We start from the raw sequence: 22,028 nt of genomic DNA on the forward strand, positions 1-22,028 counted from the left end.
CCCCACCACCGCCTTATCGGTATTGCGCCCCGTTTTCAGGAATTGGGCCCGCCGCTGATAAGCTGTTCCACGAAACCTTGGCGAGGGAGAGCACCTGGTTGCCGTTCTGCGGACATCAGATTGCAGGTCTCCGTTATCGACTGGGTCTGAACCTCCCTTCTTGAAGGGCCGCCCGCGGGCCGCCCGGCGTTGAAGGTCGCAACAGACCTCCGCCCTTGCTGAACACCGTTTAGTCTTCAAGGAGAAACACATGTCTGAGCAGAAGCTCGCAGCAGAAGTACGCACTGAATTCGGCAAGGGCTTCGCCCGCCGCGCCCGCATGGCCGGCCAGATCCCGGCCGTCATCTACGGCCACGGTGCAGAGCCGATCCACATCACCCTGCCGGCAAAGGCCACCACCCTGGCCGTCCGCACCGCCAACGCCCTGCTGTCCCTGGACATCAACGGCGAAGGCCACCTGGCACTCGTCAAGGACGTCCAGCGCGACCCCATCAAGCAGATCATCGAGCACATCGACCTGCTGACCGTCCGCAAGGGCGAGAAGGTCACGGTCGACATCCCCGTCCACGTCGTAGGCGAACTTGCCCCGGGCAACGTCTACAACCAGGAACTGACCGTTATCTCCCTCGAAGCCGAGGCAACCCACCTGCCCACCGCCGTCGAGGTGAGCATCGAAGGCCGCAGCGCCGGCGAGCACATCCACGCTTCCGACCTCGTTCTTCCCAAGGGCGCTGTCCTGCTGGCCGACGCTGACGCCCTGGTTGTCAACATCTCCGAGGCCACCGAGGTCACCGAAGAAGAGGCATCCGAAGGCGCCACTGAGGCTTCCTCGGCAGCAGCCGAGTAATTTCGGACCACAGCAGCAGTGGCCGGATCCCCCACGGGATCCGGCCACTGCCGTTTTACCACCTTAGGATTGACGCATGACTGACACGTGGCTGATCGTTGGCCTCGGGAATCCCGGGACCGAGTACAAAGGCAACAGGCACAACGTAGGCCAGATGGTCCTGGATGAACTGGCCAGCCGGATCGGCGGCAGTTTCAAGACACACAAGGCCCGGGCCCAGGTACTCGAAGGCCGCCTGGGGATTGGTGGCCCCCGCGTTGTGCTGGCCAAACCCATGAGCTACATGAATGTTTCCGGCGGCCCCGTCGCAGCGCTGGCCAGTTTTTACGGCATCGGACCGGACCATGTCGTTGCAGTGCACGACGAGATCGATATCCCCTTTAACACGGTCAAACTGAAGTCCGGCGGTGGGGAAGGCGGGCACAACGGATTGCGCGACATGTCCAAGGCCCTATCAACCAAGGACTATCTGCGGGTCCGGGTTGGGGTCGGACGGCCTCCCGGGCGGATGGACACCGCCGACTACGTACTTCGCGACTTCGGCACGGCTGAGCGCAAGGAGTTGCCGTTCCTGCTGGATGAAGCGGCAGACGCCGTGGATGTGCTGGTCAGGGAAGGACTGACCGTGGCGCAGCAAAAGTTCCATCCGGCTAAGTCCCAGTTGTAGCAAAAAAAACTTAATCGCCAGTTAGCTGTCTAGTAGTCAGTACCTCGGGGTAGTCTTCTTCCTAAGCGGGGGAGCGATGGGGCTTTATCTCCGCTAGGGCGGGATCTAGGGGATAAGTTCATGTCAATCGAGCCACTCAGCTGGGGACGTGGGTCAACGCTCAACGACGTTGAGTTGCCCACGGACACGGCTGCACAGTCCGAGCACCAGAGATGGTCCGTCCCTGCCCGGAGTGCCAACCTCGAAGCCGTGCGCACAGCGCTGACGAGCAAAGATTCCTATGGCGTGATCATCACCGGTGGCAGGGGAGTGGGGAAATCCTCCCTGGCCAGGACCGCGGTTGCCGAGTTGGGCTCGGATATCTGGGCTCTCCAGCTGCGCAGCGGCCACCCAGCCTCAAAGACCCCCTACGGCTGCCTCTCCTTTTTACTGGCACGGCTTCCCCAGGCGTACATGGGTTCCCCGACTGCCATCCTCCGGGGCATCACGTCCCTGATCAGGAGTGACGCAGCAGGCCGGCCCTGCGTTATCACCCTGGACACCGCAGGGAGCATCGACGACATGAGCGCCGGTGTCCTCCTGAACATTCTCCTGACCGGCACAGCCAAAATTGTCGCCGTGGCCCCGAAGAGCAGTGACCTGCCCGCAGACTTCCATTGGCTGCTCACCGAGCGCCGCCTGACCGAAGTCAGGCTGGACAACCTGAACGAGCTTCAGACCCGCCAGGTGCTGTTGTCTTTGCTGGGCCATCGCGTTTCCGCGTCGCTGGTGAGCATCTACCACAACATGGTGGGCGGCAATCCGCTGTTGTTAAAAGCGCTGGTGACGGAGCAGCAGCTCTCCGGGAACCTGGTGCTTTCAGATTCTGTGTGGACACTGCGGGACAAGGTGGTGCTCGACGGCGCCGCAAGCCTCGACGACATTGTGCGTTCCAGATGGGCGAGGAAGACTCCTGAGACACGGGAGGTCATCGAAATGCTCTCGTGTGCCCGGAGCGTGGAATTGTCCGCCCTCACATCGATTTTCGGTGCCGGCATCGTCGCTGACATGGAGGACGCGGGCCTCCTGGATATCGATGGCTCGGACAGCCGCTGGGTATCGCTCCGCGAAAAGTACCTTGGCGACGTCGTTCGCTCCTGGCTCAGCATCGCCCGTCGCAGGGAACTCCGCACCCAGCTCCTGGGCGGCAAGGAACCGGACCCGGGCTCCATGACCGTCGAGGAGCTGATGGCGTTCGCCGCATGGACCCGGGAATGCGAGGCCGAACTCAGCCCCGCCATGGCCCTGGCTGCCGCCGAAGCGTCGATCCAGCTCTTCGATCCGCATTCCGCCCTCGCCTACGCGGAGACCCTGACCAGGGGTGACCCCCAGTGGGTGCCCGGTCAGCGGCAGAAGGCCGCAGCGTACCTCCTGTTGGACCTGCCGATCCAGGCCATGGCTGCCCTCGACGACATTACGCAGCCACAGCTGGACAACCTGGATGCGGATGAATACGCCCAGGTTGTGGCCGCTAAGGCCAAGGTCATGGTGTGGCTTCCCGAACACACCGGAAGGGTCCCGGGCCTGCTTGAGGAGGCAAGGACACGGCTGGGCGTAGGCCCGGAACTTGCCAACGGATGGCCTTCCCCCCTAGCCATTGCCGCCAACCGCATCAGCCTCAGTGAATTCGAATACAAGGCTTTCGTGGGCGACTTCGCGTCCATGGTTCCCGCGCTCGAAGCTGCCTCCGACGCCACCCGCAACCCGGACGTCTCGTTCAGGATGAATGCCTCAATCATCCTGATGACTGCGCTGTCACTGACCGGGCGGGAAATGGACGCCCTCAGCCTGATGCGGACGCTCGGTGGCCAGATTTCGGACGCTGCCCAGATCGTTGGCCTGCGCGAGGAATACACCAGCCGCGCCTACTTTGTCCTGCTGATGGCAGGGCAATGGCGGCGCTGCATCGACCTCCTGGACCCGCCGGCGGTGACGGATGCGCACCGTCTCCCGTATCGCAGCGCGGCCACTGAGTTGGCTGCCGGCATCGCCTATGTGTACAGCGGAAGGGGAGCGGCCGCTCTGGACCCGCTGCTCTCCGCTGCGGCGCAGCTGGAGCTGCGGCCCCTGCACAGCTCCCTGCGTTCCGCCTACGCCGCGGCCGCGTTGGCCTACGCCCAGATTGGGACCGCCGGCCAGTCCCGCAGGTACCTGGAGAAGCTCCAGCGTACGGCAGGTCCTTGTGACTTCATGACCGGAAGCATTATCGAATTCTGCGCCGACATGGCCGGCAGGTGGCTGGGGGAGCACGACGCCGCCGCCCGCCTCAAGGAGTCCGCTCGCCGGAACATCGAGGCGGGACGGTTCACCGTTGCCGGGATCAGTCTGCTGGGAGCAACGGTCAATGGCACCGACGCCGACTTCAGGCTCCTGGAACAAGTGGCGGGGCATCGGCAAGGACCGTTGGCGGAAATCTCCCGCCTGATTGCCGTGGGCAGCAGGACGAAGGATGCAAAGACCCTGCTGGCCGGCGGAGAACTCGCGGCAACCCTGGAACTCGACGCCGTGGAAGCACGATGCATGGCCCTTGCCGTGGACTACGCCCGGCAGGCCGGCGACTCCGTGTCGGCAAGGACTGCGCAGGCACGGCTGGATATACTGGCTGCCACGGTCGCCAACCTTCCGATCGTGCCGAGTACCGGCAGCCCCCTGCTGACAAGCCGGGAGCGCCAAATTGCACGGCTCGCCGGAAGGGGAGCGTCAAACCGGGACATTGCGCTGGAGATGGGTGTCTCGGTCCGTACCGTTGAAGGCCACCTGTACCAGGTCTTCACCAAACTCGGAGTTACTTCCAGGGGTGATCTGACTGGACTCGTCTAATGGCCACGCACCAAGATCAGGCGCATCGTCCCGACTTTTGACGGGACGGCGGGAGCCGCTGGACCGGATCTGCAACATCATCCGCAGCCGCACCAGCCAGGCCGTCTTCCTGATGGCGGGGCCCGGCATCGGCAAGTCCGCGCTGGCCGAAGCCATCACCGAGCGGCTGTCCCCGGAGATGATCGTTCTGCGCATCCACGGCAGTTCATCCCTGTCAGGGGTCCCCTTTGGGGTGCTGACCCCGTACACGGCTGAGCTGACAGCGGAAGATTCCGTCTCCCCGGTGGCTGTCCTTCGGTCCGTGTGGAAATATTTCGAAAAACTCAAGGACGGGAAGGACACTCCGCTGCTGCTGGTGGTTGACGACGCCCATCAGCTCGACGAAGCCAGTGCTGGCATCGTGGCAGATATGATCTCCGCCGGCTGGGCGAGCGTGGTAGCCGCCGGCAGGCCGCGCCCTGGCCTGCCGCAGCCGCTCGACCAGCTCTGGTACGACGGTCTGGCGGACCGGGTGGACCTGCGGCCGCTCAACCGGGAGCAGATCGAAGAAGTCCTGGCGCACGCCCTGGACGGCAGCGTTCCCGCAGGCACGGTTGACTCCATCTGGAACGCCTCAGGCGGCAACCCCCGGATCCTCGACGCCCTGCTCCACGACGCGGCAGAGCAAGGGGTCCTCGCCAAGCGGAACGGAATTTGGATGCTGCTCGGGCCGCTGCCTTCCGATGGACCCAGGCTTACGTCCGTGGTTTCCAAGGATCTCCTCCGCCGCCGGCCTGAGGAACAGGAAGCACTGAAGCTGGTCGCCCTGGCCGAGCCCGTGGGCCGCAAGGTGATCGAGGACATCTGCGGAGCCGAGCTGGTCCGTTCATTACTGGACCAGCAGACTGTTGTGGAAAGCAACGGAAGCCCTGCCGTGCTGAGGATGTGGAACGGCGTCATTGGTGACGCGGTCAGGAAAAGCGTGTCCGTCTCACGCAGCCTGCAGCTCCTTGAAAAGCTCCGCGCCCAGCAGGAGGCGCCGCCCTCCAGTCCTGAAGGCAGGCTGCGGGCCGCCGCATGGGCGCTCGAATGCGGCCTCCGTGTTCCGGACACGGAACTGCTGGAGGCGGCGGGTACGGCTATCGCAGGATACGGGAACGGGACCGCCCGGATGTTGGCCACCAGGGTTCAGGATCCAGTCCTCGCACCACACGCCCGCGCCATTCAGGCAAGGGCCCTGTTCAACGAGGCGCATTATTCCGAGGCAGCCAGCGTGCTGGACCGGTGCTGGCTGGAACTGGCAGACAGTTCCGAGGCGGCCCACGTCCTGCTACTGCGCACAGCTGCCCATCAGGCCCTTGGACAACCTGTGGCAGCCATCGCCGCCGAATCCCGGGAACTCCTGCGCCAGGCCGGGCTCCTGGAAGAGCCCTCGGCTCCCCATCCGGACGGGGCAGAATCCGGCACGTCCGTGGATTCCACTGCAGCCGCCGGCACGGGGCCCTGGCAGATTCAGATGCTGCGCCTTCTGGAACTGGGCGAAGCGGGGGACTACAACGCCCTGGGGACAGCCGTCCAGGACATCAGGAGCCGCAACCCCGCAGAGCCCGTGGACGACGCCCTCCGGGCCATCGGACTGGCGCTTTATTCCCAGGCACTGTCAGTGGCTGGGCGCGGCGTCCAGGGCCTCGATGCCGCTTTGCTGGCCGCCTCTGAACTTCCTGCCCTTCGCGACGGTGTGTTCTTTTTCAACGAGTTTGTCCTGGGTCGCATGGTCATGGGCTACTTGGCCATGGGCGAATGGGAATCCGCCGAACGGGAGCTGGCCAACTACGCGTTGGAACAGGCCGCCGGAGCCCCATGCTTCAGCGGAGCCGTCCAGCTCCTCCGGGGTTACTCGCTGCTGCGGCAGGGCCGGATTGAACGTGCCTACCAGATGCTGCTTCCGGCCGTTGAGGCACTCAGGCTCAATGATCCCCTCCAGCTGTTCCGGTTCGGCTCATCGCTGGGCTTCTACGTGGCTGCAAGGCTCGGAGATGCCGCGCAGGCCAAGCGGTTGGAGCTGGACTATAAGGACTCAACCCCAAGCTCGCCCTCCAACGAGCTCCTTGCCAAAGCCTATGCCGACGCTGCTGCCGAGTACGCCGGCCGTGACGGCAAAGGGCTGGCCTCGATCCACACCTTGGCCACTACTCCGGAAGTCTCGGCCAGGGAGGGGATGCACCTGGAGTTCCTGGCCATCTGCTGGGACCTGGGCGACCACTCCGTCATCCCGCTCGTGCTGGCCCTCGCCGGTAAAGTGGAAGGCCGGTGGGCGGCGGCCATGCTGACGCTGGCCCGGAACTGGGAATCCGCGGACGCCGACGCCCTGATGGAAACCGCCACGAACCTTGAAGCCACTGGATTCGTCAACCTGGCCCGCGAGGCCTATGCCAGGGCAAGCACGCTCCTGGAACAGTCAGGTGAGCGGCGGCGGTCCAGGCAGGCAATCGCCCTTCGGGAGAAATGCGACCACGAACTGGGCGAGCGGTTCCGCGAAGGACACTTCATCGCGGCCGCGCCGGCGGTGCATCTGACCCGGCGCGAACAGGACATCGTGGAGTTGGCGCTGCAGGGCCTCACTGACCGGGAGATCGCCCAGCGGCTGATGGTGTCAGTACGCACGGTGGAAGGCCACCTCTACCGTACCTACGTCAAGCTCGGTGTCCGCAGCCGCGACGAACTTGCCTCGGCCCTGCCAAAGTAGGCGCCGCGACCAAGCCCTGCCCGGACCGCCTTTCCCTGGGACAGCGGTGCTTTCGGCGTGTGGGTGAGTACCTAGGTGGTTTTGTTTACAAATACGCGTAGCGGCAGTGCGTAACCCGTAGTAAGGCCGCTTGAAAGTCGAGTACCCCCTACTCGTGTACTGGGCTGCCTGGCGCGATTAACTAATACAAGCAGGAAGAAGCGGACCGAAAGAAGCCGCAGACTCCGCTGAAGTACTTACTCAGGCCTCCTCGCACTATAACTTCCGGCCCGCAACAGCCGGACTGAGACGGGGCCGGCGACGTCAGAGTCTTCTGAGACCGAGGCTCTCCCCCCAGCCGTCGCCGGCCCTCCACTCTCCGGCTGAAGCCCGGAACGACTGTGGCGGCCACCTTTAGGGGGCCGCCACAGTCGTGCTGTGGGACAATTGAGTGTCATCCATTGACATCTCAAGGAGTGAGTGTTGGCCGTAGTAACAACCCCAGCAACGCTGGAACGGGCTTTGCCGGCCATGGACAACGCCGAAGTGCTTCGGATCCGGAACGACTTCCCGGTGCTTGGGCAGTTGGTGAATGGCCGTCCGCTGGTCTACCTCGATTCCGGTGCTACTTCGCAGAACCCCCTCAGTGTGATTGAGGCAGAGCAGGAATTCTACGAGCAACGGAATGCGGCAGTGCACCGCGGTGCCCACTTCCTTGCCGTTGAAGCTACAGAGGTCTTCGAAGACGCCCGCCAGACTGTGGCCGACTTTATCGGGGCCGACTACTCAGAAACAGTGTGGACGTCCAACGCCACCGAGGGACTCAACCTGGTCAGCTACGCACTGTCCAACGCTGCACTGTGGGCTGCCCAGGGACGCGGGGACGCCCGGCTCAAGGACTTAGGCATAGGGCCGGGTGACCAGATTGTGGTCACCGAAATGGAACACCACGCCAACCTCATCCCTTGGCAGGAGCTTGCCTTCCGGACCGGGGCTACGCTCCGCTATATCCCGATCAACGACGCCGGCAGCCTGCAGATGGACGAGGCTGCCGACATCCTGGGCAGCAGGACCAAAGTCCTTGCCTTCACCCATGCGTCCAATGTGCTTGGAACCATCAACCCCGTCCAGGAACTGGTGGAGCTGGGCCGCAAGGCCGGAGCGCTGGTTGTCCTGGACGCGTGCCAGTCCGCTCCACATCTGCCGCTGGACGTCAAAGCCCTGGACGTTGACTTCGCTGTCTTCTCCGGGCACAAGATGCTTGCACCCACCGGAATCGGTGTGCTGTATGGCAAGCAGGAGATCCTGGACATCCTGCCTCCGTTCCTCACCGGGGGCTCCATGATCACCACGGTGACCATGGACCGGGCGGAGTACTTGCCGGCCCCGCAACGGTTTGAAGCCGGCACTCAGCGCATTTCCCAGGCTGTTGCGTTGGCAGCAGCGGCAAATTACCTCACCGAGACGGGCTTGGAGCGCGTCCACCGCTGGGAATCTGAGCTTGGCCAGCGCATGGTGGCTGGCCTGGAAAACATTCCGGGGATACGCGTCCTTGGCCCTGCTGCGGGTCAGGAGAGGATCGGCCTCGCGGCCTTCGCCGTTGAAGGAGTGCACGCCCACGACGTCGGACAGTTCCTCGATTCGCAGGGCATCGCCGTCCGGGTGGGGCACCACTGTGCCCAGCCGCTGCACCGCCGCCTGGGACTGACCGCAACGACACGGGCCAGCGCCTATCTGTACAACACCACCGACGACGTCGACGCATTCCTGGAATCCGTGGCTGAGGTCCGGTCCTACTTCCGCGTCTAGAACGATTCCCCGAAGGTAAACGATCATGAGCCTTGACCAGTTGTACCAGCAGATCATCCTGGACCATTCCAAAGTCCGCCACGGCAGCGGCCTGGCCGGTGCGGCTGCGCCCGAGGGCTCCTCCACCGGGCAGTCACACCAGCTCAACCCCGTCTGCGGCGACGAAGTCACACTTCGGGTTGCAGTGGCAGACGGCAAGGTTGCACAGGTGTCCTGGGACGGCGAGGGCTGCTCCATCTCCATGGCCTCAGCCTCAGTCCTGAGCGAGCTGGCCGAAGGGCTGTCAGTGGCCGAACTCCACACGATCATCGATAACTTCCGCGAAGTCTTGCGGTCCCGCGGAAAGATCCACGCCGATCCTGAGATCCTTGGCGACGCCGCCGCGTTTGAGGGTGTGGCCCGTTACGCAGCCAGGGTCAAGTGCGCCATGATTTCCTGGGTAGCGGCCGAGGACGCCCTGAACCAGGCATCCTGAGCCTGATGCCACCTTCCTGAGTCCCCCGCGGCCGTGTCGGAGTGCTGGTAGCCATGGTGCTGTTCCCGGGCAGCGTCGCACACTTCGTCACGGTCTACGCTTTGGACCCCGACCACGCCATCATCGATGACGCCTCCACATGCGTGGGCCGGATAAGGTCACGGGCGGCGGTCTTCTTCGTAAACGTCCGGGACTCCGTCCCGGTCAGTGTCGACGGCCTCCTCCGCCTCTACGGCACGGTACTGACGGTTCCGGGTGCCCAGGACTGCCGCTGCTAAGAGGGCGGCAAGCAGCGATGCGGCGAGGATCCCCACCTTGGCGTGGTCATCGTGGGCGCTGCCCTGTCCGAAGCTCAGCTCGGCCACGAGCAGCGAAACTGTGAAGCCGATGCCGGCCAAAAGGGACATCCCAAATACATCAATCCACTTCAAGGACCTGTCCAAGGACGCTCTGGTGGCCTTTGTGAGGAGCCATGTGGTGCCCAGGATCCCAATCGGTTTGCCCAACACCAACGCCACGATGATGCCGATGGCTACAGGGTCAGTCAGAGCCGAGATCAGACCATCCCGGCCACCTACGGCGACACCGGCGGAGAAGAAGGCAAAGACCGGGACCGCGATGCCGGCTGAAATCGGCCGGAACCGGTGTTCGAAGATCTCAGAGAGGCCAGGTCCTGCAGCGGGGCCGCCGCTGGCCTGCGACCGGATGACAGGGATGGCGAACCCCAGCAGTACACCGGCGACGGTGGCGTGGATACCGGAGGCGTGCACCAATGCCCAGGTGATCACGCCCAAGGGAAGGAGGATCACCCACGCCGCAGCGGGTCTGGTCCCGAAGAACCGGCGGTACTTCTGGGCCAGGAAGGTGTACACCGCCAGCGGAATGAGGGCAAGCAGCAGCGGCCCGGCCTGGATGTTGCTGGAATAGAACACCGCGATGATGCTGATGGCCAGGAGGTCATCGACCACGGCCAAAGTCAGGAGGAAGATCCGTAGCGCACTGGGCAGGTGCGACCCGATGATCGCCAACACGGCCACGGCGAAGGCGATGTCCGTCGCCGTGGGGATAGCCCAGCCCCGCAGGGTCCCAGGACTGGTCAGGTTGATCAGCGCATAGATGATTGCAGGGACTGCGACGCCTCCAACGGCCGCTGCGATGGGCACCACGGATTTACTGAATTGGCGAAGGTCTCCGGCCACGAACTCACGTTTGAGTTCCAGCCCGACGAGGAAGAAGAAGATCGCCAACAATCCGTCGGCGGCCCACGCCCCCAGGCTGAGTTCCAGGTGCCACGGCTCGAAGCCGATGCGGAAGTCGCGCAAAGCGAAGTAGCTGTCGGAAGCCGGGGAGTTTGCCCAGATCAGGGCAATGACCGCTGCGGCGACCAACAAGATGCCGCCAACGGTTTCCTTCCGCAGGATCTCGCCGATGCGCAGCACTTCGGCGTAGCTTCCTCGTCCCAAAACGGAGGAGCGCTGAGGAGCAGACGGGTTTTTATTCACGAAGGTGTCCTAAACAAGGGGTCGACAAAAATATTGCCGACCAGACTTCCCGGCGCACCTCTGACCAGTCTAGTCGACCCTTCCCTCGCGGCGGGTCAGGGCATGGCCTCATTCAAGTAGCTGCCCCGGATCCACCTGAGTACAAACAGGTAGCCGCCAGTAGTCAAGACAGGTAGCAATTACGGGTGCACCCCATGTGCCAAGGGGCTTGACTTGTACTAATTCCAGGAACCCACCCAGAAGAGGTCTCAGGATGAGCCAGGTCAGGGTATTCGTCGTCCCTAAAAGCGAACACTACCGAAATGCGGGCATTGTTTCGAGCAACAGAACGCCGCGCCTTTTGGCTCACCAACCTGGCTCGTGCGAACTCACACCACTTATTACTCCTGCATCAGGGAGCGCCGGCTCCGCCTACCCTCCGGTCAGAGCCGAAGTCTTGGAACCTCCTGAGACTAAGCCCTCCCACACACCGCTGGCTTAGCCGGCCAAGAAACTGGAAGGAGGCATGGCGTGGGCCTAAGAATCGGCTATGCAGCCGGCGCGTTTGACCTGTTTCACATAGGTCACCTCAATATCCTCAAGCACGCCAAGGCGCAATGCGACTATCTGATCGCCGGCGTCGTCTCCGACGAGATTCTCGAAAGGGCCAAGGGCCACCTCCCGGTGGTGCCGCTTGCCGAGCGGTTGGAGATCGTCAAAAACATCACGTATGTCGACAAGGTGTATGCGGAGCTGATTCCGGACAAGCTCCAGGTGTGGGAAGAACTGAGGTTCACTGTGTTCTTCAAGGGTGATGACTGGCGTGGTACGCCCGAAGGTAAGCGGCTGGAGCGGGCGTTCGGCGAGGTTGGCGTCGAAGTTGTCTACTTCCCCTATACCGTGCACACGTCAAGCTCGGTCCTGCGCACTGCCCTTGAACTTATCAATCACCCGGTCGGCCCGGAAGGCCGGATCCACGAGGTACAGCGATGAATGGACTGAGAATCGCGATGGTGGGGACGCGTGGCGTCCCCGCCCATTACGGCGGATTCGAGACAGCCATCGAAGAGATTGGACAGAGACTGTGCGCCCGGGGACACAAGGTGACGGTTTACTGCCGTGACCTTGATGGCAGCGCGGCGCGTGAATCGACGTACCTCGGCATGGACCTGGTCTACTTGCCGGCGATGCATAAGCGAGCACTGGAGACGTTGAGCCATACCGGCCTTTCAGTAATGCACTTGCTGCGTCACCGGCCCGACGCGGCCATTGTCTTCAACGCGGCCAACGCCCCGTACCTTCCCCTCTTCAGGGCTGCCGGCATACCGGTGGCAACGCATGTGGACGGCCTTGAATGGAAACGGGCCAAATGGGGCCGGGGCGGGCAGCGGTACTACCGAAGCGTGGAGGCTTTGGCTGTCCGTTGGTCCGATGCGCTGATCGCGGACGCTGCGGGCATCCAGAACTACTACCGGGACAAGTTCGCCGCCGAAACCGTCTATTTGGCGTATGGTGCGCCAATATTGGACAACGCCCCATCGCACAGGCTGGCAGAACTCGGGGTTGAGCCCCGCAGCTATCATCTGGTCGTAGCGCGCTTCGAGCCTGAAAACCACGTCGACCTGATCGTGGAAGGCTACGTCCGCAGCCAGGCGAAGGCGCCGTTAATAGTGGTGGGCTCGGCACCGTATTCGGATGAATACACACGCCTGGTTCACCATCTCGGCGACGAACGCGTGCGGTTTGTCGGTGGCGTCTGGGACCAGGAATTACTGGACCAGCTCTACGCCCACTGCCTCGTCTACTGGCACGGCCATTCGGTAGGTGGCACCAACCCCTCTCTTCTCCGTGCGATCGGCTCCGCGGCGGCGACAAATGCGTTCGACGTCGACTTCAACCGCGAGGTACTTTCGGACTCCGGCCGGTATTTCGTTGGTCCCGACGACGTCACGGCGCTTGCAGAGGAGGCTGAGGTGCAGCTGCCCGCATTGCGGGAGAGGGGCGCGCTGGGGCAGCAGCTCGCCCGGAGGTTCGACTGGGACATGGTCGCGGCGGGATATGAACAGCTGTGCGGGGACCTCGTCCTGGCACACCAGCCTGCTCGTGCCCTGGCACGGCCGGACCGCCAGCGGAGTCCCAAGCACGCCCTCAAGCGGCGTAACACCGTAGGAGCACGCTGATGTCCGGGCAACATGCGAAGGTGGCCGCCGCCGCAGAGCTCATGCCCTACGCAGGCTACCGCGACGCCGTCTCCCGGCTTTCAGGCGCGCAAAAGACGGCGGCGCGGGGTGCGCCGGCCTACTCGAGGTTCGTGAACCGGCGGCTGGGACGGTATTTGGCGGCAGCCGCATTTGGATTGGGACTGACGCCCAATGCTGTGACGGCGATCAGCGCAGTCTTCACCTTCTCCGGCATCGGTCTGCTCGTGGCATTCCCGCCGTCGTGGGGGCTGGGCATCGCGGTCTCGCTGTGCCTGGTTGTGGGGTACGCCCTGGATTCGGCGGACGGACAGCTCGCACGACTTACAGGCAAGGGATCGCCTGCCGGTGAGTGGCTGGACCACATGGTGGACTCCGTCAAGACGTCGGTTCTGCCTCTGGCGTTGCTCGTTGCCCTCTACCGTTTCGAAGCAGTGGACCAAAATTGGCTGCTTGTTCCGCTGGGGTCCGCCGTCGTGGCAGCAGTGTTGTTCTTCAGCATGATTCTCACCGAGCAACTGCGCAGGCAACGCGGAGTGGTTTCGCTGGCCAACGATGCGTCAGGACCCTCGTGGCTTCGTTCTGTCCTTGTGGTCCCCATGGACTACGGCGTCCTGTGCCTGAGCTTCTTCGTTTACGGCGCCACCCCACTGTTCATGGCCATTTACACCGCAATTTTCGCCGCAACCGCAGCCTTCCTTGCGATGGCCTCGGTGAAGTGGTTCCGGGAGTTGCAAATCCTCTATGGCACGCCGTCCACTACGCCTCCTGAACGGAACCAGGCCGGAAGCGGCGTAGCGACACTATCTGATCTTGGGGCATAGGACATGAACGAGCCGGGGAACAGCGCAGGAGACCATGGACGAATGAGTCCACGGTGGGTTGGCTTCGCCTTGGTGCTGGCCCTGTTGGCAGCGGCCGGAGCAATCTGGACCTTCACTCAATGGGGGGCATCCGAAATGTCCGCACAAAGCCCGGGTTCGGTGCAGAGCCCGGATTCAGTTGGGCCCTCCGCGAGTCCGACCGAATCGGCAACGCAGACGGCCGGACCTTCCGCCAGTCCTACGACGACCCCTGACCCCGGCAGTTCCTCACCACAGCCGGAGACCACTGGCCCGGCCACGGCGACGGCTGTTCCGCAGCCCGGCGATCCGGCTCCCGTGGACCGTTCGAACAAGAGCGACGAAGAACTGGCAACCATCGACCAACCCGTGGCACCACCCGTACCGCTGGTCGCCACGAAGGTTGTCAAGTCAGGCGTGTCCGCGACGATTAGCGAACTTGTTGCCGTGGAAGGGGAAGCCATCGGCATCGGCGAGATCGCCGGCCCCGCTATCCGGTTCAAGGTGACCGTGCAGAACGATACTGGCGCCGAGATTTCCTTGGACCCGGCTGTCATCAACGTCAGTTACGGACAAGACGACTCTCCAGCAAGCACGCTGAGCGGCCCCGGTACCGTGCCGTTCCCCGCCAGCGTCGCCCCAGGCACGAGCGCTTCGGGGGTCTTTGTCTTCGGAGTTCCGAAGGATGCCCGGAACCTTGTGAAGATCTACCTTAATCTTGACGCCGCCACCCCGATAGCCGCTTTTGAAGGGCAGGCACCGGCATGAGCGCTCATCCCGTGGCACGGTACGCCGTCAGACGTGCCCGAAAAATGTTCAAGCGGATCCGTGCCTATGGCGGCCTGCTGATTCTTCGGTGCCGAAACCTGCTGGTGCGTGAACCGGTCACGGGCACGGCCGACGTCGTCGTGTCCATGACAAGCTACGGCGCCCGGCTGCGGACGGTGGACATCGCCCTTGAGTCGATTGCGAGGGGGACAGTCAAGCCGAAGCGGATGATCCTCTGGTTGGACGATCCGGCGGCATTCGAGCGGCAGACGCCCGCTTTGCTGCGTCTTCAGCGGCGTGGCCTGGAAACCAAGCTGACCAAAAACTTTGGTCCGCACACAAAATACTTTCCGTACGTTGACTCTTCGGCAGTGTTCGACTGCCCGCTCGCTACAGCAGACGACGACATCATCTATCCCTCCCGTTGGCTACAGATGCTCGTCGAGGCCAACGAAGAGAACCCAGACGTGGTCCACGGACACTGGGTGCGCACGATTGGCCTCAATGGGGGCAGCATCACAGGCTATGGGGACTGGACGCAACGCCGGGACACTGGGCCCGGCTTCAATAACTTCGCGCTGGGCGTCTCGGGAGTCATCTACCCGCCAGGAATGCTGCGCGAACTCCGGATGCATGGCGACCACTTCATGGACGTCTGCCCTGGAGCCGACGACATCTGGCTCCACTGGGTAGCGCTGAGGGCGGGCTTCCAGACGGGGCAGGTGGGCGCTGTGGCCCGTCATTTCCCGATGATTCCGGGTAGCCAGAGCACAGCGCGCAGTGATGCGAACGTCGGTCACAACCTAAATGACCAGTGGATACGGGCGCTCTATTCACAGTCGGACGTAATGGCGCTCACGACCTCCGGAAAAACCGGAATCCTCAGGGATGGAGAAGGCAATGCGAGTTAACGGACAGCCTGGGGGCGAAAATCGCATCGTGCCCCTGGAAACAGCGTTTCGGCCAGTGGCCACAAAACTGCGGCTCCTGAGGTCCATTCTGGCCGTCCTCCTCAGCGCGGCGCTCGCAGTTTCCCTTGGCGTCGTGGGAGCAGCCGCTCCGGCAGCGGCGGATACAGCCCCCGCCACCGGAGTTCCGGCCACGGTCTCGGCGGACGGCCTGCCAACAGTGCAGCACAACGGCGTCGCCTGGGCACAAGTCGTCATCGGCAACAAGGTCTATGTTGGAGGCACCTTCAGCCAGGCACGGCCAGCAGGAGCGGCACTTGGAACGCAGGAGGTCGCACGAGGAAACATTCTCGCTTATGACATCAGGACAGGCGTTCTGGATACAGCGTTTGCCCCCAGCATCAACGGCGAGGTCGCGGCGCTCGCTGCCTCCCCCGACGGCACTCGCCTCTACGTGGGCGGTTCGTTCACGGCGATCAATGGGGCAACCGTATGGCGCGTCGCCGCATTGAACCCAAACAACGGAAGCGTTATCACGAGCTTCCTGCCTAGAATGTCCGCATCGGTCCGGGCAATCGTGGCCACAACAGACACTGTTTATATGGGAGGACTTTTCAACGCTGTAGGTTCGGTAAGCCGAGACCGCCTGGCTGCTGCCGCCGCATCCAATGGAGCCCTTTTGCCTTGGAATCCCCTTGCCGTCGGTGGCCGTGTAAACGCCATGGCGTTGTCCCCTGACCGAACCAGCATGGTGGTCGGGGGCGCGTTCACCACCTTGAATGGCTCGGCCAATCCAGGTTTCGGTCTGGGTAAAGTGGACACAAACCTGGGCGCGAATCTCCCGTTCCAAATCAACAACGTGGTCCGCAACGGCGGAACAAACGGCTCCATAACGACGTTGGCCTCCGACGGCGTTAACGTCTACGGAGGCGGTTACACGTTCGGCCGGACGAGCACCCTTGAAGGCGTGTTTTCCGTCAACTGGTCCGACGACTCCACGAAGTGGATTCAGGACTGCCACGGTGATACTTACTCGGTCTATCCCATGGACGACGTGGTCTACGCGGCGGGTCACGCCCACTACTGCGGGAACGTAGGCGGGTTCCCCCAGGCAGAACCATGGGAGTTCCAGCGCGGCCTGGCATTCAGCAAGGCAGCCACCGGCGTCCTGACGCAGGAAACCCACGGTTACACGAATTACGCGGGCACGCCGGCACCATCTCTTCAGAACTGGTTCCCGTACATGAATGCGGGCAGTTTTACCGGTCAGGACCAGGGGCCATGGACTATCGCAGGCAATTCGGACTACTTAGTCATGGCTGGCGAATTCACCATCGTCAACAACCAGCAACAGCAAGGCATGGTCCGCTACGCCAAGAGCAACATTGCGCCTAACCAACGAGGGCCTCGTGTTACCGGGTTGAACTTCAACCCGTCACTCTCAACTCCGGCTGCCGGCGAAGTGCGTGTGCGCTGGCAGGCAAACTGGGACCAGGATAACGAAAATCTGGTGTATGAAGTGCGGCGCGACGGTAACGTGATCGCTACGATCGACCAGGCTTCAAGGTTCTGGAACCGCCCTGGCATGACTTTTGTGGACCGGGGTCGGGTCCCGGGGCAGAGCTATGGCTACCGTGTAGTGGCGCGGGACGCTTTTGGCAACGAAGCCCTTAGCGACATTCTGAGGATCACAGCGGCCGGCTCAGTCACCCCGCCCGGGTCCTACGCCCAAAGCGTCCTGGCGGACGAGCCGAACAACTACTGGCGGCTCGGGGACGCAAGCGGAACCGCCGGCGTCGATCTCGCGGGCAAGGATGACCTGCTGTACCGTCCCGGCGTGACCCTGGGTGCGCCGGGCGCGATCGGCGGGGAAACCGATACGGCTGCAACCTTCAACGGAACGGCAGACGGAATCGCCGTCGACCGGACGCTGGACTTCCGGCCGCAGGTCTTCAGCCAGGAGGCCTGGTTCAAGACCGGATCCATCACTGGCGGCCAGATCTTCGGATATGGCAACACCCAGACCACGGTGTCCACCGATTTCGATCGGGTGCTCTACATGTCCAACCTCGGCAGGCTGTTCTTTGGAGTCCGGCCAAACGGAGTCACACGCCAAACAGTGAGCTCTGTGGCCAGCTACAACGACAACCAATGGCACCACGTGGTGGCCACCCTGGGCAGCAACGGCATGCAGTTGTTCGTCGACGGCGTCCTGGTGGGAAGCCGTACGGACATCACCTCCGCCTGGCAGTTCGACGGCTTCTGGAGGATAGGCGGGGACAACCTCGGCAGCTGGACCAACCGGCCCACCAACCGGTACTTCAACGGCCAGCTGGACGACGTCGCCATCTACCCTGCGGTCCTGCCGCTGTCCCGGGTCCAGGCGCACTACGTTGCGTCAGGCCGGAACGTCAACGCTCCTCCGGCACCCCCAGTAGCAGCGTTCACGTCGACAACTGAAGGCTTGACGGCCTCTGTTGACGGCTCAACGTCCTCCGACGCGAACGGGCCGATCACCGACTACGCCTGGAACTTCGGCGACGGCGGGACGGGCACGGGTGTCACTGCCCAGCACGTATACGCCGCGGGCGGGACGTACAACGTCACACTCACCGTTACTGACAACACGGGCCTCACCAATTCGGTGACCCATCCCGTGACGGTGACGGCTCCTCCGCCCAACCAGGTGCCAGTGGCTGACTTCAGCTTCTCTGCCAGCAACCTTGCGGTGGCCTTCAATGGTTCTGCTTCCGGGGACGCCGACGGCACCATCGCCGGCTACGCCTGGGATTTCGGCGACTCCACCAGCGGAACGGGCGCGACGGCGAACCACACCTACGCGACCGAAGGCACCTACGCGGTGAAGCTCACGGTGACGGACGACGACGGTGCCACCGGATCGGTGATTAAGAACGTCACAGTGACCGCACCGCCTGCAAACACGGTTCTCGCAGCGGATGCCTTCGGGCGCACCGTTGCGGGAGGCTGGGGCAACGCCGACACCGGCGGTGCCTGGGCCTTATCCGGCGGTAACACCAACTTCGCAGTCAACAACGGCAGCGGAGCGATGACCATTGGCACGCCAGGACAGAGCCGAGTTGCCCTCCTGAATTCGGTGTCCACCGCCGCAAACGATTCCCGCGTCACAGTTACGGCAGACAAGCCAGCTACGGGAGGCGGATGGTTCTCATCCCTCCTTGGACGCACGGCTGCAAATAATACTGATTACCGGGCCAAGATCAAGGTAGTCAGCAATGGCGCGGTCACGCTCTACCTGACGCGGACGGTCAGTGGAGCAGAGACCAATCTCGCCCAGATCAATATCGGTGGACTCACGCTCACTTCCAACGATCCGGTTGTACTCAGACTACGGCTTGAGGGTACGTCCCCGACGTCGCTCAGCGCCAAAGTTTGGCGGGCAAACAACGCAGAGCCTTCCGGCTGGCAGCTAACCGCAAGCGACGGTACCGCGGCGTTGCAGGCGGCAGGCGGCAGCGGCCTCGTGACCTATCTATCCGGCAGTGCTACCAATGCTCCGGTGGTCTTCCGGTACGACAACCTGAACGTTACAGCGGGCGGGGCGCCGGCTCCAAACGCTGCGCCCGTTGCCGCCTTTACCTCCAGCACCAGCGGGCTGACCGCGAACCTGAACGCGGGGGCGTCCTCCGACAGCGACGGGACCATCACCAACTACACCTGGAACTTCGGTGACGGCACCACGGGCAGTGGTGCGACGCCGTCGCACGCCTATGCAGCAGCCAACACCTACCAGGTGACGCTCACGGTTACTGATGACGACGGCGCCACGAACGCCGTGACGCAGCCGGTCACCGTCTCGAGCCCGCCGCCGCCCGGCGTCCTGGCTGCCGATGCGTTCGGCCGGACCGTCGCCGCGGGCTGGGGGACCGCCGATACCGGCGGCGCTTGGACCGTAGGGGGCGGTACCTACAGCGTGGCCGACGGCGTGGGCACAATGTCGACGGCGGCAGGCACCAGCCGAACAACCACCTTGGCGGGGGTAACCGCCACGGATACGGACGTTCGCGTCAAGGTATCGCCGGACAGGATCGGTAACGGGACCGCCATGCTCCTCGGCGTCGTAGGAAGGAAGGTGGGCAACGACGAATACCGGGCCAAGCTGCGTGTCGCCACCAACGGGACTACCAGCCTGTACATCACCAGGGTTTCCGGCGGTGTCGAGACCACCCTGCAGAGTGCGCCGATCGCGGGACTGACTCTCGTCGCCAACGACCGGGTCCAGCTGCGGATGCAAGTGACCGGAACCGGGACCACCACGATCCAGGCCAAGGCTTGGAGGGACGGCACCACTGAACCGGCAACGTGGCAGACGAGCGCAATAGACACCACCGCCTCGCTTCAGGCAGCTGGATCCACCGGCCTGATGTCCTACCTGTGGGGCAACGCAACCAATGGGCCGGTGGCCGTCCGCTTCGACGACTACTCAGTCACCACACCGTGAGTGGGCGAACTCTCTGACTGGTTCGCAGCTGCCCACGGCTGATCTGATGAAGATTTGGACGTCAGCGTGCTGTCCTGGCTACCGGGTGTGGCACGCCTAGCGGGCAAGGAGCATTATGAACCACGCATTGAAAGCCCACGTCTCACGAAAAGGCGGCGGCAAGCCGGTCGCCGCCGTCGCAGCAGGTTTGGCACTGCTTGCCGCCTCTTTCCTCGCCGTGCCTTATGGTTTTGCCGATACGGCACCGACGAATCCGAACGATCCCAAGACGCCGGTGACTGTGTCGGCGGATGCCCTGCCTACTGTTCAGATAGACGGGGTTGTGTGGTCGCAGACGATTATCGGGAACACCGTCTATGCTGTGGGCAAATTCAGCACTGCCCGTCCGGCCGGTGCAGTACCAGGATCACAAACTGTGCCACGACAGAACATCCTGGCCTACAGCCTGACCACGGGCGCGCTGATTTCGTCCTTTGCCCCGACCCTCAATGCCCAAGGCCTCACGATCACCACTTCACCGGACAAATCCCGGCTCTATGTCGGTGGTGATTTCACGTCGGTCAGTGGCCAGATCAGAAACAGGGTGGTAGCGCTCAACCCAACAACGGGTGCGGTGCTGAGCGGCTTCGCGCCTAGGGTGAACGGCTCGGTCCGGGCGGTCGTCGCTTCTGCAGACACAGTGTGGGTGGGCGGCCTCTTCACCACAGTCGGCACCGTGGCCCGCAACAGACTGGCGGCGTTCCGGTCCTCAGATGGATTCATGCTGGCGTGGAACCCCAATGCAAGCGGTGGCCGGGTCAATGCCCTCACAGCCTCTCCCGACTACAAGCGCGTGGTTGCCGGAGGGGCTTTCACCACGCTGAACGGTTCCTCGAGGCCCGGGTATGGTCTTGCAGCAACGGATGCGGTAACTGGCGGCATCATTGCGACGCCAGCCAATGATGTGGTTCGCAATGCAGGCAGCGGTGCGGCAATTACGTCACTGTCTACGGATGGCACCAACTGGTACGGCACGGCTTACGACTTCGCCGGCACGGGCCTTTTGGAGGGTGCTTTCTCGGCCAACTGGTCGAATTTGGGACTCAAGTGGCTGGAGGATTGCCACGGAGACTCCTACAGCCTGTTCGCGAATAACACGGCTGCCTATGTCGCAGGGCATCCCCACTACTGCGGAAATCTCGGTGGTTTCCCGGAGACGAGTCCAAGGTCATGGCATCGGGCGATCGCGTTCAGCAAAGCAGCTACCAGGACTTTGACGGCAGATACCCAGGGGTACAAGAGCTATACGGGCCAGCCGGCGCCAGAACTGCTGACCTGGTTCCCGGACATGGATACGGGCACGGCCACGGGCCAGAACCAAGGTCCTTGGCATGTGACGGGCAACAGCCAGTACATCCTGATGGGCGGGGAATTCAAGACGGTGAACTTCAAAGGCCAGCAAGGTCTTGTGCGTTTTGCCGTTTCTTCGTTTGCACCCAATAAGGAAGGTCCGAGGTCGTCGGCGGACACCACGAACCCGGCCCTGAGCTCGCCCGCCAAGGGCCAGATCAAGGTCCGCTGGCAGTCCAACTGGGACCGGGACAACAGCAACCTCACTTATCAGGTGTATCGGGACGGCGTTGTGGTCAACACCCAGGCGAAAGCGACGACATTTTGGAACAGGCCTACTTTGGAGTACTTGGACACGGTGGCCTCCGGTTCTGCGCACAGTTACAGGATTGTGGTCAAGGATCCCTTCGGGAATTCAAAGCCCTCCACAACCGTCAGCTTCACGGCGAAGTGAAGCATGGGAGCTATGTTGTGGGAGTTACCGGCGTGAAGGCCAGCAATGACAATCCTCGCGGAGAAACTCGAAATAAGTCCAACGAAAGCGCTAACCTATATATGACGGAAATCACAGGCGGAAGAATTCCCACCGCCCGAGTTTCCCGTCGTGTCGCAGCGGGGACGATCTCCAGTTGCCAATAAAAGTGGGCGGCTCAGCGCCCAG

Annotated in this window: 14 protein-coding genes; 13 read left to right on the forward strand and 1 reads right to left on the reverse strand. The window is 63.0% G+C overall.

Translation table 11 applies throughout. The features are described 5' to 3' along the window. Window positions 1-250 precede the first annotated feature (250 nt). The 6 genes from ACLKOZ_RS02675 to sufU all read left to right on the forward strand — a co-directional run bounded on the left by ACLKOZ_RS02675 (window position 251) and on the right by sufU (window position 9,361). Window positions 251-847 carry a 50S ribosomal protein L25/general stress protein Ctc gene (locus ACLKOZ_RS02675; protein WP_337346601.1) on the forward strand — a complete coding sequence of 199 codons (597 nt, stop codon included), beginning with the start codon at window positions 251-253 and terminating at the stop codon, window positions 845-847. A 76-nt stretch (window positions 848-923) separates the two neighbouring features. Then, window positions 924-1,514 carry an aminoacyl-tRNA hydrolase gene (gene pth, locus ACLKOZ_RS02680; protein ID WP_436472607.1) on the forward strand — a complete coding sequence of 197 codons (591 nt, stop codon included), beginning with the start codon at window positions 924-926 and terminating at the stop codon, window positions 1,512-1,514. Window positions 1,515-1,634: 120 nt separating this feature from the next. Further along, window positions 1,635-4,373: a LuxR C-terminal-related transcriptional regulator gene (locus ACLKOZ_RS02685; protein ID WP_436472609.1), complete on the forward strand. Its 2,739-nt coding sequence runs from the start codon at window positions 1,635-1,637 to the stop codon at window positions 4,371-4,373. A gap of 37 nt (window positions 4,374-4,410) precedes the next feature. Then, window positions 4,411-7,098 (forward strand): LuxR C-terminal-related transcriptional regulator, encoded by a 2,688-nt coding sequence (locus ACLKOZ_RS02690; RefSeq protein ID WP_436472611.1) that lies wholly within the window; start codon window positions 4,411-4,413, stop codon window positions 7,096-7,098. 462 nt (window positions 7,099-7,560) lie between these two features. Next, window positions 7,561-8,886, forward strand: a complete 1,326-nt coding sequence (locus tag ACLKOZ_RS02695; protein ID WP_337350030.1) for a SufS family cysteine desulfurase — start codon at window positions 7,561-7,563, stop codon at window positions 8,884-8,886. A gap of 25 nt (window positions 8,887-8,911) precedes the next feature. Continuing rightward, the gene (gene sufU, locus ACLKOZ_RS02700) at window positions 8,912-9,361 is read left to right on the forward strand and encodes a Fe-S cluster assembly sulfur transfer protein SufU (protein WP_337350029.1); all 450 of its coding nucleotides are present in this window, start codon (window positions 8,912-8,914) and stop codon (window positions 9,359-9,361) included. Between the two features lie 158 nt (window positions 9,362-9,519). On the opposite strand, the gene nhaA is transcribed toward sufU, so the two are convergent. Next, a complete protein-coding gene (gene nhaA, locus ACLKOZ_RS02705; protein ID WP_337350028.1) occupies window positions 9,520-10,863 on the reverse strand; it encodes a Na+/H+ antiporter NhaA in 1,344 nt (447 codons plus the stop codon). Window positions 10,864-11,373: 510 nt separating this feature from the next. Between nhaA and ACLKOZ_RS02710 the strand changes: the two genes are divergently transcribed. The 7 genes from ACLKOZ_RS02710 (at window position 11,374) to ACLKOZ_RS02740 (ending at window position 21,821) form a co-directional block, all read left to right on the forward strand. Further along, window positions 11,374-11,835, forward strand: coding sequence for an adenylyltransferase/cytidyltransferase family protein (locus ACLKOZ_RS02710; RefSeq protein ID WP_436472614.1), 462 nt, complete (start codon window positions 11,374-11,376; stop codon window positions 11,833-11,835). Next, on the forward strand, window positions 11,832-13,022 hold the full coding sequence (locus ACLKOZ_RS02715) for a DUF1972 domain-containing protein (protein ID WP_436472616.1): 1,191 nt from the start codon (window positions 11,832-11,834) through the stop codon (window positions 13,020-13,022). Before ACLKOZ_RS02710 ends, ACLKOZ_RS02715 begins: the two co-directional genes overlap by 4 nt. Then, the gene (locus tag ACLKOZ_RS02720) at window positions 13,022-13,864 is read left to right on the forward strand and encodes a CDP-alcohol phosphatidyltransferase family protein (protein WP_337350025.1); all 843 of its coding nucleotides are present in this window, start codon (window positions 13,022-13,024) and stop codon (window positions 13,862-13,864) included. The genes ACLKOZ_RS02715 and ACLKOZ_RS02720 overlap by 1 nt, the downstream gene beginning before the upstream one ends. Before the next feature lie 42 nt (window positions 13,865-13,906). Then, a complete protein-coding gene (locus ACLKOZ_RS02725; RefSeq protein WP_337350024.1) occupies window positions 13,907-14,650 on the forward strand; it encodes a hypothetical protein in 744 nt (247 codons plus the stop codon). Then, the gene (locus ACLKOZ_RS02730; protein WP_436472619.1) at window positions 14,647-15,561 is read left to right on the forward strand and encodes a hypothetical protein; all 915 of its coding nucleotides are present in this window, start codon (window positions 14,647-14,649) and stop codon (window positions 15,559-15,561) included. Before ACLKOZ_RS02725 ends, ACLKOZ_RS02730 begins: the two co-directional genes overlap by 4 nt. Before the next feature lie 28 nt (window positions 15,562-15,589). Beyond that, on the forward strand, window positions 15,590-20,038 hold the full coding sequence (locus ACLKOZ_RS02735) for a PKD domain-containing protein (RefSeq protein WP_436472621.1): 4,449 nt from the start codon (window positions 15,590-15,592) through the stop codon (window positions 20,036-20,038). Between the two features lie 115 nt (window positions 20,039-20,153). Continuing rightward, on the forward strand, window positions 20,154-21,821 hold the full coding sequence (locus tag ACLKOZ_RS02740; protein WP_436472623.1) for a hypothetical protein: 1,668 nt from the start codon (window positions 20,154-20,156) through the stop codon (window positions 21,819-21,821). The last annotated feature ends 207 nt before the right edge of the window (window positions 21,822-22,028 follow it).

Source organism: Arthrobacter sp. R4, assembly GCF_051365025.1.
GTDB lineage: Bacteria > Actinomycetota > Actinomycetes > Actinomycetales > Micrococcaceae > Arthrobacter.